The sequence below is a fragment of the Ancylobacter radicis genome, from assembly GCF_018449475.1.
Taxonomy (GTDB): Bacteria; Pseudomonadota; Alphaproteobacteria; order Rhizobiales; family Xanthobacteraceae; genus Ancylobacter; species Ancylobacter radicis.
This window is the reverse complement of sequence record NZ_JAHCQH010000017.1, coordinates 263,494-275,166: the sequence shown is the minus strand read 5'-3', so window position 1 is coordinate 275,166 and position 11,673 is coordinate 263,494. Positions and strand designations below refer to the sequence as shown.

The 11,673-nt window shown below is 66.0% G+C and carries 13 protein-coding genes; 8 read left to right on the top strand and 5 right to left on the bottom strand.

Annotated features, from left to right (window positions below; translation table 11 throughout):
* Nucleotides 1-14: 14 nt before the first annotated feature.
* Nucleotides 15-803, bottom strand: a complete 789-nt coding sequence (locus KIP89_RS19840) for a carbon-nitrogen hydrolase family protein (RefSeq protein ID WP_250152450.1) — start codon at nucleotides 801-803, stop codon at nucleotides 15-17.
* Between the two features lie 239 nt (nucleotides 804-1,042).
* On the opposite strand from KIP89_RS19840, the gene KIP89_RS20150 reads away from it, so the two are divergent.
* The 8 genes from KIP89_RS20150 to KIP89_RS13070 all read left to right on the top strand — a co-directional run bounded on the left by KIP89_RS20150 (nucleotide 1,043) and on the right by KIP89_RS13070 (nucleotide 8,800).
* On the top strand, nucleotides 1,043-1,942 hold the full coding sequence (locus KIP89_RS20150) for a helix-turn-helix domain-containing protein (RefSeq protein ID WP_213755874.1): 900 nt from the start codon (nucleotides 1,043-1,045) through the stop codon (nucleotides 1,940-1,942).
* A 279-nt stretch (nucleotides 1,943-2,221) separates the two neighbouring features.
* The gene (locus KIP89_RS13100; protein ID WP_213755873.1) at nucleotides 2,222-2,626 is read left to right on the top strand and encodes a c-type cytochrome; all 405 of its coding nucleotides are present in this window, start codon (nucleotides 2,222-2,224) and stop codon (nucleotides 2,624-2,626) included.
* A gap of 40 nt (nucleotides 2,627-2,666) precedes the next feature.
* Nucleotides 2,667-3,674, top strand: a complete 1,008-nt coding sequence (locus KIP89_RS13095; RefSeq protein ID WP_213755872.1) for a quinoprotein relay system zinc metallohydrolase 2 — start codon at nucleotides 2,667-2,669, stop codon at nucleotides 3,672-3,674.
* A 384-nt stretch (nucleotides 3,675-4,058) separates the two neighbouring features.
* The gene (xoxF5, locus tag KIP89_RS13090) at nucleotides 4,059-5,864 is read left to right on the top strand and encodes a lanthanide-dependent methanol dehydrogenase XoxF5 (RefSeq protein ID WP_213755871.1); all 1,806 of its coding nucleotides are present in this window, start codon (nucleotides 4,059-4,061) and stop codon (nucleotides 5,862-5,864) included.
* Between the two features lie 240 nt (nucleotides 5,865-6,104).
* Nucleotides 6,105-6,698 carry a c-type cytochrome, methanol metabolism-related gene (locus KIP89_RS13085; RefSeq protein ID WP_213755870.1) on the top strand — a complete coding sequence of 198 codons (594 nt, stop codon included), beginning with the start codon at nucleotides 6,105-6,107 and terminating at the stop codon, nucleotides 6,696-6,698.
* Complete coding sequence (locus tag KIP89_RS13080) at nucleotides 6,667-7,542, top strand: substrate-binding domain-containing protein (RefSeq protein WP_213755869.1); 876 nt, start codon at nucleotides 6,667-6,669, stop codon at nucleotides 7,540-7,542. Before KIP89_RS13085 ends, KIP89_RS13080 begins: the two co-directional genes overlap by 32 nt.
* Nucleotides 7,543-7,570: 28 nt before the next feature.
* Nucleotides 7,571-8,167, top strand: coding sequence for a PQQ-dependent catabolism-associated CXXCW motif protein (locus KIP89_RS13075; RefSeq protein WP_213755868.1), 597 nt, complete (start codon nucleotides 7,571-7,573; stop codon nucleotides 8,165-8,167).
* Between the two features lie 45 nt (nucleotides 8,168-8,212).
* The gene (locus KIP89_RS13070; protein WP_213755867.1) at nucleotides 8,213-8,800 is read left to right on the top strand and encodes an HXXEE domain-containing protein; all 588 of its coding nucleotides are present in this window, start codon (nucleotides 8,213-8,215) and stop codon (nucleotides 8,798-8,800) included.
* Nucleotides 8,801-8,803: 3 nt separating this feature from the next.
* Here the strand turns inward: KIP89_RS13070 and KIP89_RS13065 are convergent, their stop codons facing one another.
* From KIP89_RS13065 to KIP89_RS13050, 4 genes are all read right to left on the bottom strand, one after another.
* Nucleotides 8,804-9,454, bottom strand: a complete 651-nt coding sequence (locus tag KIP89_RS13065; RefSeq protein ID WP_250152449.1) for a hypothetical protein — start codon at nucleotides 9,452-9,454, stop codon at nucleotides 8,804-8,806.
* Nucleotides 9,455-9,501: 47 nt separating this feature from the next.
* Nucleotides 9,502-10,344 carry an ABC transporter permease gene (locus KIP89_RS13060; RefSeq protein ID WP_213755866.1) on the bottom strand — a complete coding sequence of 281 codons (843 nt, stop codon included), beginning with the start codon at nucleotides 10,342-10,344 and terminating at the stop codon, nucleotides 9,502-9,504.
* Nucleotides 10,341-11,138, bottom strand: coding sequence for an ABC transporter ATP-binding protein (locus KIP89_RS13055; RefSeq protein ID WP_250152448.1), 798 nt, complete (start codon nucleotides 11,136-11,138; stop codon nucleotides 10,341-10,343). Before KIP89_RS13055 ends, KIP89_RS13060 begins: the two co-directional genes overlap by 4 nt.
* Before the next feature lie 81 nt (nucleotides 11,139-11,219).
* On the bottom strand, nucleotides 11,220-11,645 hold the full coding sequence (locus KIP89_RS13050) for a cupredoxin domain-containing protein (protein WP_213755865.1): 426 nt from the start codon (nucleotides 11,643-11,645) through the stop codon (nucleotides 11,220-11,222).
* Nucleotides 11,646-11,673 lie beyond the last annotated feature (28 nt).

Sequence of the window (11,673 nt, the reverse complement as noted above, 5' to 3'; positions counted from 1 at the left end):
GCTGCCGCAACGGCTCAGCCGAGCGCGGCTTCGAGCTTTCCGTCTTCCGCGAGATAGCACGGATATCGGCACTTCTGGCGCCGCGCGGCTCGCGCATCGATCTCGACGACGACGATGTTCTCGTCCGCCGAGGTAGTCGCCATCAGCGCGCCATCGGGCGCGAAGGCAAAGCCGGGTCCGCCGAATTCCGGGTTGTTGCCTGCGCGGCCGACGCGGTTCGAACTGACCACATAGCTCCCGGAGACAATGGCGGCCATGGCGCCCGCGGTCATGCAGGGCGAGGGCGCGTCGGTGGCTCGCGGCACGACGATGAGTTCAGCCCCGTCGCCGCCGAGATGGCGGGCCATCTCGTTGAACATCAATTCGGTGCAGAGCAGCACGCCGACCCTTATGCCGAGGACATCGGCCAGCAGCGGGCCGCCGCGGCCGGGCCGGAACCATGTCCGTTCCCGCCAGCCCTCCTGATCCGGCAGCACCAGCTTGCGGTGCAGATAGCGCACGCGCCGGCCTTCCAGCACCACGCTTTCATTGGCCAGCAGCCCGTCCGACCAGACCGGACGGGAGGTGATGACGGCGGGAAGGTCGAGATCGGACAGGGCCTTGATGCCCTCGTCGTGAATGTCGATGGTCTCGGCGGCCGTCTTCTCGTCATAGCGTGGCGAGCCCGCGACCCAGCTCCCGAAGGGAAGCTGGTTGGTCACCAGAAGATCAGGACCCGCATCCTCGACGGCGCGCGCGATCTGTTGCCATTCCGGGCTGTGCGGGATCAAGCCGTCGGGCCATTGGACGAACGCTACGCGCAATAGAGCCTCCAGCCCAACTCGTGACGACGTCCAAACGCCATTGTGAGCGGCACTCTCCCTATGCGATGCGTTCCCGCAGTGTCGCTCTCGCCAACCCTGTGGGTATCAATCGCTGCGCTCGCCCACCATGTTGCGGCCCAATCTGCCACCCGACGATATCGCCTCCGGCCGACAGGCGCTAGAGTGCCGGCGGTCGCGCATCTGCGTGACGGGACGTTCATCCCGCTGAGGACACGCCGGTGAGAGGCAGGAATTACGGCGCCAATGTCGCGCGGCACGTTCATCTGAGCGAAGCCCCCAGCCTCACGGTCGGTCCGCCGACGAACATGCAGATGGCGGTAACCCGTCTTCGCTCCGAGACGGCCCTGCCGGCCCCCACGACACCTTTTCCGAGCGAGCCAGCCTATTTCGTCAGCCTTCAGTTGCGGGATATCCCGGACCATAAGCTCTGGCTTGACGGCAAGCACGCCTATCAGGGGCCGTATGGGGAAAACACCGTCAGCGTCGTCGATCTCCGGCAGAAGCCGGTGTGCCTTCCCGGCAGCGCCTTCGATTATCTCGTCTTTTACCTCACGCAATCCTCACTCGACGACATGTCCCGCGAGCATGACGGGCACAGCGTCAGTGAATTGCACGGGCCCCGCGGCGTTGAGGATTCGACATTGGCGACGCTGGGTCGGCTGCTGATCCCCGCGCTGGACGGTCGCGCCGATCCGAAGTCGCTTTTCGTGCAGCATGTCGGCCTTGCCATCCGCGCCCATCTGGCTTCGGCCTATGGCGGCGTGGAGGCGCGGCGGCTGGTCACCAAAGGCGGATTGGCGCCCTGGCAGGAGCGGCGCGCCAAGGACTACATGCAGCAGCATTCCGCCGCCTCACTGAGCATTTCCGACATCGCGCGCGAATGCGGCCTCTCGCCGAGCCATTTTACCCGCGCGTTCCGCCAGAGCACGGGAATGCAGCCGCACCGCTGGCTGACCCTGCACCGCATCGAGACAGCCAAGGCCCGGTTGCTCGAGGGCGAACTCTCGCTCGCCGAAATCTCGCTGGCGTGCGGGTTCGGCGATCAGAACAATTTCACGCGAGTCTTCTCGGGGATGGTCGGCGTGAGTCCCGGCCAGTGGCAGCGCATCAATCGGTAGCCGTCGCCGCCTGAGGTGACCGAGGCGCCGCCGCGCGCGGGGACTAATAACGGCTTTCGCCGCTCCTCGGCCAGAGACGGTATCTCGAGAGGTGGGGTGTCGAGCGCCATGGGGATGAGGGTCGCCGGCCGGGGGCGCGACGAAATGCGCCGTGATCTTGCGCCGCATCGGGATGGACCTTTCGGCCTCTAGGATCATTCTAACCGACGCGCTATCCTGCGCGCCGCTCACAAGCGCCGCATTTGACGGCGCCTCAATGATGTTGCCTGGAAGGACGCCATGAATCGCTTCGTCATCACCGCTGCATTGTTCGCGCTCGGTTCCACCGCCGCTGTGGCCCAGAGCCCGGCCGGCGACCCTGCCAAGGGTGCCAATGTCTTCAAGAAGTGCATGGCCTGCCATGCCGTGGGTGAAGGCGCGAAGAACAAGGTCGGCCCCGAGCTCAACGGCATCATCGATCGCAAGATGGGCGCGATCGAAGGCTTCAACTATTCCGACACGCTCAAGGAGCATAACGCCAAGGGCGATGTGTGGACCGCCGAGGTGCTGAGCGCCTATCTCCAGAATCCGAAGGGTTACATGCCGGGCATCAAGATGGTGTTCGCCGGCCTGCCCAAGGAGACCGACCGGGCCGACCTTCTGGCCTATCTCGGCACCTTCAACGCCGACGGCACCAAGAAATAGGGACGCCGGGCCACCTCGCCCGGCGGCGCGGAGCGCCGCCATGACGGCAGGCAAATCGGCCGGTTTTTCCAGGGATCGCCGCACGCTGCTCGCCCGCCTGTCGCTCGCTTTGGGCGGCCTGTGGGCGAGCGGTGGGCCTTTGCCTTCGTTGGCGCAGACGAGTGGCGGAGCCGGCGGATCTGCGGGCCCCGCCGATCCCCTGCCGCTGGAGCGGGTCGCCGAGGGCGTGTTCGTCTACCGCGCGCCTTATGAACTGGTGACGCCCGCGAATCAGGGCGCCATCGCCAACATGACGCTGATCGTCGGCAGCGAGGCGGCGGCGGTGATCGACACCGGCAACAGCTATATCGCCGGCGCCCGCATGCTGGCCGCGGTGCGCGCGGCGACGGACCGGCCGCTGCGCTATGTCGTCAATACGCATATGCATCCCGATCACACGCTGGGGAACGCGGCTTTCGTCGCGCCCGGCGTGCAGTTCGTCGCGCATCGCAAGATGCCCCGCGCCCTGAGCGTGCGTGCCGAAACCTATCTCGCCCAGGCCGAGCGGCTGCTCGGCCCGCAGGCCGAAGGCACCCGGATCGTGCTGCCGGAGCTGCTGGTGGACGACGAACTGACGCTCGATCTGGGCGGGCGGGCGCTGCATCTGCGCGCGCATCCGACCGCCCATACCGACAATGACCTCACCGTGCGCGACACGGCGACGGGCAGCTGGGTGATGGGCGATCTGCTTTTCATCGGTCATATACCGACGCTGGACGGCAGCCTGAAGGGGTGGCTCGCCTTGCTGGACGCGATCACCGCCGAATCGGCATCGCGCGCGATTCCCGGACACGGACCGGCCAGCGCCGGCTGGCCCGGTGCCGCCGCGGATGAGCGCCGCTATCTCGCGCGGCTGCGCTCCGATGTGGCGGCGCTGATCGCCTCGGGCGGTGCCATGAGCACGGCGCCCGAGGTGGCGGCGCGGTCGGAAGCAGGGCGCTGGGCGCTCTATGACGAGTTCAACGCGCGCAACGCCATCGCCGCCTATCACGAGCTCGAGTGGGAGTAGTATGCTGCACTGCACACTCGCGCCATGCGCGAATACTCGCTACAAAACCACGAAAACGCAGCATTCATTTCGTGGTATATTTTATATCATTTCGCTCTTGCAGCAAAATCATAATAAGAAACGTATTTCATAAGAGTTCTTATTGCGCGTTACTGGAATTCGGATTAGCCTCGTTTCAGTCTTCGGCTTCAACGGCTATCGGGGGTTCGCTCCCGACCCGGTTCGTAGGCCAGCTTGGGGCGGTTGCTCCCGTGAAGTCCGGCTGCCTTCTCCCCCAGCCGGTCGTGACACGCTGCCGAAGACAAAGAAGGTCAGAACGGCAAACAAGCCGCGACGGGCCGCCCTTGAGGGTTGGTCCCGGAGGATCGTTCAGGAGGAGAAAGCATGCGCAAGGTTCTTGCGGTGGCACTGCTTGGTGCTGCGGCGGCCTATGCTTGGCCGGCTTCGGCCAATGACGGGCTTATGAATATCATCAAGGACCCCAAACAATGGGGCATCCAGACGGGTGACTACGCCAACACCCGCTATTCCAAACTCGACCAGATCAATGCCGGCAATGTCGGCAAGATCCAGGTAGCCTGGACCTTCTCGACCGGCGTTCTGCGCGGTCACGAAGGCGGCCCGCTCATCATCGGCGACGTGATGTATGTTCACACGCCCTTCCCGAACATCGTCTATGCCCTCGACCTCAACGACGACGGCAAGATCATCTGGAAGTATGAGCCCAAGCAGGATCCGAACGTCATCCCGGTGATGTGCTGCGATACCGTGAACCGCGGTCTCGCCTATTCGGACGGAACGATCTTCCTGCATCAGGCCGACACCACGCTCGTCGCGCTTGACGCCAAGACGGGGGCCAAGAAGTGGTCCGTCGTCAATGGCGACCCGAAGAAGGGCGAGACCAACACCGCCACCGTTCTGCCGGTGAAGGACAAGGTCATCGTCGGTATCTCGGGCGGCGAGTTCGGCGTGCGCTGCCACGTCACCGCCTATGACACCAAGACCGGCAAGCAGATCTGGCGCGGCTATTCGATGGGCCCGGACAGCGATCTGCTGGTCGACCCGGAGAAGACCACCGATCTCGGCAAGCCGATCGGCAAGGACTCCTCGCTGAAGACCTGGGAAGGCGATCAGTGGAAGATCGGCGGCGGTTGCACCTGGGGCTGGTATTCCTACGATCCCGAGACCAACCTCGTCTATTACGGTTCGGGCAACCCCTCGACCTGGAACCCGTCCCAGCGTCCCGGCGACAACAAGTGGTCCATGACCATTTGGGCGCGTGACGCCGACACCGGCATGGCCAAGTGGGTCTACCAGATGACCCCCCATGACGAATGGGACTTCGACGGCGTGAACGAAATGATCCTCACGGATCAGGACTTCAACGGCAAGCCCCGCAAGCTGCTCACCCATTTCGACCGCAACGGCTTCGGCTACACGCTTGATCGTGTGACCGGCGAGCTGCTGGTGGCCGAGAAGTTCGATCCGGTGGTCAATTGGGCCACCAAGGTCGACATGGACAAGAACAGCAAGACCTATGGTCGTCCGCTGGTCGTGCCGCAGTTCTCGACGGCCCAGCAGGGCGAGGACGTGAATACCAAGGGCATCTGCCCGGCGGCTCTGGGTACCAAGGACCAGCAGCCGGCGGCCTTCTCGCCCAAGACCAACCTGTTCTACGTGCCCACCAACCACGTCTGCATGGACTATGAGCCGTTCCGCGTCAGCTACACGGCGGGCCAGCCCTATGTCGGTGCCACCCTGTCGATGTATCCCGCGCCGGGCAGCCATGGCGGCATGGGCAACTTCATCGCCTGGGACAACACCAAGGGCAAGATCGTCTGGTCGCTCCCCGAGCCCTTCTCGGTGTGGTCCGGCGCTCTCGCCACCGCGGGCGACGTGGTCTTCTACGGCACGCTGGAAGGCTATCTGAAGGCGGTCGACGCCAAGACGGGCAAGGAACTCTACAAGTTCAAGACCCCGTCGGGCATCATCGGCAACGTCACGACCTATGAGCACAAGGGCAAGCAGTACCTCGCCATCCTGTCGGGTGTCGGTGGCTGGGCGGGTATCGGCCTTGCGGCCGGCCTGACCGACCCGAACGCCGGTCTTGGCGCGGTGGGCGGCTATGCGGCGCTCTCCAGCTACACCAATCTCGGTGGCCAGCTCACGGTCTTCGCTCTGCCGAACTGACGAAACGGCCGGAGGGCGGGCTGCGGCCCGCCACTCCACAGACGACACGAGGGACACCGCGTGGGGGCCTGGCCGCTGGTTTTTACCGGCGCGCCAGGCCCCAGCGTCTCAGGCCGACCGTCCTTATGAGAATCTTAGAACAATCCCAACTCGGCGCTCCTCGCGCCGGATCTCACCAAGGCGCCCGCGCGCCGCGACCAGACTTTCGGCCCCCGCGGGGTGCCTTCAGGAGACACATAAATGAAGAACTCTCTTCGCGGATGGCTTGTTTCCGGCGCGCTGCCGGCGTCCGCCTGCCTGTCGGCGCTGCTCCTTGCCGCCACTCTCGCCTTCAGCGGCGCAGCGTCGGCTCAGGAGGCACCTGCCGCTCCCGCCGCCGCCGCTCCGGCTCCTGCCAAGGAGAAGGACGATCTCGGCAAGTACACGACCGAGGACGGCACGCCGATCTACAACATCCAGCCGGACGGCACGCTGGACTGGTACACCTATAGCGGCTACCGCCGCTATCACGCGGAGTGCCATGTCTGCCACGGCCCGGATGGCATGGGATCGAGCTATGCGCCGGCGCTCGCCAACTCGCTGAAGACCATGACTTACGAGCAGTTCATGGAAATCGTCGTCAACGGCAAGCAGAACATCGGCGTCGGCACGGCGGATCAGGTGATGCCGGCCTTCGGCGAGAACAAGAACGTCATGTGCTATCTCGATGACATCTATGTCTACCTCAAGGCCCGCGCCGATGGCGCGCTCGGCCGCGAGCGCCCGAGCAAGCGCGAGGACAAGACGAAGGCGTACACCGCAAATGAAAACCAGTGCTTCGGACGAGCAAGCTAAGGGCTTGAGGCGAGCGGCCGGCGCCTGCGCGCTGGCTCTCGCCGCCCTGTGCGGCGTGGGGATATCCACCCCAGCCAGCGCACAGGTTTCCGACCTCGTCGACCGGTCGACGTTGAGGGTGTGCGCCGACCCGGCCAACATGCCCTTCACCGACGAGGCCGGCGAGGGCTTCGAGAACAAGGTGGCGGAGTTGCTGGCCGAGAAGCTCGGCCTGACACTCGATTACACCTGGTTTCCGCAGGCGACCGGCTTCTACCGGATGACGCTCGGCTCCAAACGCTGCGACGTCGTGATGGGCTATGTGGCGGGCGGGGATCCGGTGCTCAACACCAATCCCTATTACCGCTCCGCCTGGGTGCTGATCACCCCGAAAGGCGGCGATCTCGCCGGCGTGACCACGCTGGAGGATCCGCTCCTCAAGGGACGGCGCATCGGCGTGGTGGCCGGAACCCCGCCCGGCGACCTGATGGCCCGCAATGGCCTGATGGGCATGGCACGGCCTTATTCGCTGATGGTCGACCGGCGCTTCGAAAGCCCGGCCGAGGCGATGATCGCTGACATCAATGACGGCGAGATCGATGCCGGCATCCTCTGGGGCCCGATCGGCGGCTATTTCGCCAAGAAATCGGAGAAGCCGCTCGCGGTGATTCCGCTGGTGAAGGAGAAGGGCGATCCCGCGCTCGTCTACCGCATCACCTTCGGCATCCGTCCGGGCGAACTGAACTGGAAGCATCAGCTCAACCAGTTCATCACCCAGGAACAGGCGGCCATCGACAAGATCCTGCTCGACTACGGCGTGCCGTTGCTCGACGCGCAGAACCGGCCGCTGCAACCTGCGCCCTGAGCGCGTGGGCGGCGCCAGGGAGGATGTCATGTTTCCACGCCGGCGCAGCCCCCGCCCTGAACCGCCGCTCAGCCGTCTCGCCTGGCTGGGCATTGCGGGTCTTGCCGCGGTGCTGCTCGCCCTCTCGCCGGTCTCCAGCGAGGGGGCTCTCCCGGACGAACCCGACAGCTACCGAATGGACGCCTATCGCGCGCCCACCCCGGCGACGCTCACCGGCGCGCGTGTCATCGACACCCGCGCCGCCGAGGCGCTCTGGAAAGCCAAGACGGCGGTCTTCGTCGACGTGATGCCGCGCGACGTGAAGCCGGCGAACCTTCCCGCCGGCACCATCTGGCGCGACAAGCCGCGCGACCATGTGCCGGGCAGCGTCTGGCTGCCCAATGTCGGCTATGGCGCGCTCAGCCCCGATATGGACAGCTATTTCCGGCGCGGACTTGCGACGCTCAGCGGCGGCAAGCCCGATGCAATGCTGGTCTTCTATTGCCAGACCGATTGCTGGATGAGCTGGAACGCGGCGCGTCGTGCGCTGTCCTACGGTTATACCTCGGTGATCTGGTATCCTGCCGGCAGCGACGGTTGGGCGAAGGCCGGCCTGCCGCTGGACAAGGCCACACCGATGGAATGAGCGCGGCGGTCCTTCGCCGCGCGGCAGGGCGCAAAGGCGGGGAAAATGCAGCGTCTGACGCAGTTCAAGCTTTGGCTCGCCACCCGCTGGGTCGTCGCCGCCGGATTCATGGCCGCCGTGATGCTGGCGCTGGTGCCGGTGCTGGAATCGGCCTTCGCGCTGCCGCTCCTGCTGATCTTTCTGCACAATCCCGGCTACATGATCCATCAGGTCGAGGAGCACACCGGCGACCGCTTCCGTCGCTTCGCCAATGTGGTGATGTTTGGCGGGCGCGAGGGGCTGACCACGGCCAGCGTGCTCGTCGTCAATGTCGGCGCGGTCTGGACGCTCAATCTCGGCGCGCTGTATGCCGCCGCCTTCGCCGGGCCGGGCTACGGGCTGATCGCTCCCTACGCCATGGTGGTGAACGCGGTCACCCATATCGGCGCGGCGGCGCGGCTGCGGCGCTACAATCCCGGCCTTGTCACGGCGATCCTGCTGTTCCTGCCGCTGGCGCTGGTGACGATCACGGTCATCGGCCGCGAGCCCGAGGTCAGCCTCGCCGAGCACGCCGCCGGCCTGGGCGGCGCGCTCATCCTGCACGCGGTCATCATCGCCAGCGTCGCCCTGCGGCTGCGCCGGCTGGATCGCTGATCCTCAATCCATCGCGTTCTGGATCGCGCGGGCGAGCGCGAAGGCGCGCTGTTCGAGGATCACCGGGCTTTCGCACACCGCGGTCACGGCCTGGGCACGGGTGTCATAGATGCGGGTGTCCCACAGCACCTGCTTTTCCAGCTCGCCGGCCTTGGCCTTTTCCTCGTCGCTCGCCGCCGCCTTCTTCGCCTTGGCGAGTTGCAGGCTCTCATCCTTGATGCGCTGGGAGAGGTCGATCTGGTGCTTGGCGTAGCGTTCGATGCCCGAGAGGATGCGGGCCCGCAGTGTGTTGATCTGGTCGAACACCCCGGCAAAGAGCAGCGTCAGGCGCTGGTTCTTGTCCGGCCCGGCGGTCTTGGCGAAATCGGCGATCAGCGTGTCCGCCTGTTCGAGCGGCGTGCGCCGGGCAGCGAGCACCGGCACGAGATCGGACACCGCCTGGTCATCGCGCCAGTTGAGCCCCTCGACCGGCGGACCGGCCCACATCTGCCCGGCGCCAAGGCTGGCGACGCGCGGCTGGATGCACGGCCACAGCTCGGTGGGGGAGGCGGCCAGTGCCGGGGCGGCACTGAGGATGACGGCAAGGGTGGCGCCGGCGGCGAGCGCCCGCGCGGCGCGCGGGAGCCTTGCGGCGATCTGGAGCATCTGGGACATGGGCGTTCCTCCGGGCTTTTCGTTGTCGGCCGCGTCTTGAGCGCGGCTCATTTGGCGTCTTCCGGCCCGCCGCGACGGGCCATGACGCCGGCGGACGGATCATAAGCGAGGATCGAGGCGGCAAGGAACACAAGCGCGCAACCCGCCACCACCAGCGCGGCGAGAGGATTGAACTGACCGTAGAGCGCGAAGCGTATCAGTTCCACCGCATAGGTGAACGGATTGAAGGTGCAGATCCACCACAGGACGAGGCTGCTCTCCTGCACCCGCCATAGCGGGTAGAGGGCGGAGGAGGCGAAGAACATCGGGAAGATGACGAAGTTCATCACGCTGGCGAAGTTTTCCATCTGCCGGAACACGGACGACATCAGCAGCCCCATGGCGCCGAGCATCAGCCCGGAGAGCAGCAGCGCCGGGACCACCGCGAGATAGCCGATCGGCGGCAGCTCCACCTCCCAGAACCAGGCGACGGCGAGGAAGGCATAGACCTGCAACAGCGACACGCAGATGCCGGCGACGAGCTTGGAGACCAGCAGGAACCAGCGCGGATAGGGGCTGACCAGCAGGATGCGCATCGCCCCGACCTCGCGGTCATAGACCATCGAGAGCGAGGATTGCAGGCCGTTGAACAGCTGGATCATCGCCACCAGACCCGGCGTCACATAGACTTCATAGAGCACATAGGTGTCATAGGGCGGGATGATCGAGACGCCCAGCACCGAACGAAATCCGGCGGCGAAGATGAACAGCCACACCAGCGGGCGCACCAGCGCCGAGAGGAAGCGGCCGCGCTGGTTGAGAAAGCGCAGCCCCTCGCGCCAGCAGATGCCGGCCATGCAGATCGCATAGCCGGCGAGCGACAGGCGGAAGGGGCGCGGGGCCTCGCTCATGCCGCGGCTCCCGCATCCGGCCCATCGCCGACCAGCGTGAGGAATGCCTCGGAGACATCGGCGGCACCGGCCTGCGCCAGCACGGCGTCATGGGCGCCCTCGGCGCGGATGCGGCCGCGATGCAGCACGACGATCCGATCCGTGGCGGTGATTTCCTCGATGATATGGGTCGCCCAGAGCACGCCGATGCCTTCCTGCGCCACCAGCGCGCGCACCTGCGCCACCAGCGCGGCGCGCGAGGCGATATCGAGGCCGACGGTCGGCTCGTCGAGCAGCAGCAGGCTCGGGCGGTGCATCAACGCGCGGGCGATCTCGACCCGGCGCATCTGCCCGCCGGAGAGGCGGCGCACCTTGTCGCCGGCCCGGTCGGCGAGGCCCGCCTGCGCGAGCACCTCCAGCGCCCGGCGCCGCCCGGCGGCAAAACCCATGCCGTGCAGGGTGGCGTGATAGAGCAGGTTTTGAACCACGGACAGTTCGAGATCGAGCGTGCGGGCCTGGAACACCACGCCAAGCTTGCTCAGCGCCGCGGCGGGCGCGCGCCGCACATCATGGCCCAGCACGTCGATGCGGCCGGTGCGGTTGTCGTAAAGCCGGGTGATGAGGGAAAAGAGGGTGGTCTTGCCCGCGCCATTGGGGCCGAGCAGGGCGGTGAAGCTGCCGGTCGGCACAGAGAGGCTCACATCGTCCAGCGCCTTGCGGGCGCCGAAGGCGTGGGTGACGTGGTTGACGGTGAGGGCGGGTGCGCTTCCGAGGGGGAGCGATCCCGGCAGTTCCGGCATGGGCAGGGCCGTCATCGCGTCGTCCGGTCCACTGAAGGAAATCCCCGGCGCAAGGCCGGGGATGAAGGTGTCACGAGGAGAGTGTGGCCGGCAAGCTCACTTGACGATGAACTCGCCCTTCATGCCGCGCTCTTCCATGCCCTTGCAGAACCAGGCGAAGGTGCCGGGCTTGATCGGCACGAAGAACATTTCGGCCTCGCCCTCCTCCTCGAACTCCAGCTCGGTGAGGGTCATCGCCTTGATCTCCATGCCGCCGGCTTCGACCTTGCGCAGATAGATCGACTGGAAAAGTCCCGGCGCCTGCCAGGCGCATTCCTTCTTGCCGGTCGACTTGACGGTCAGCGTATAGGCCTTGCCGGTCTCCAGCTCATAGGTCGTCTGCGAGACGCCGAAGCCGGCATTGCCGGTGCCGACGGTGAGCTCGGGCAGTTCGACCGGCTTCAGCGTCAGGTCGCCCTTGGCATAGGCGGCGCCGGTGAGGGCGAGCGTGGCCGCGAGGGTGGCGGCGAGATGCATCTTCATGGCGGATCCTCCGAATTGCGTGGTGTTC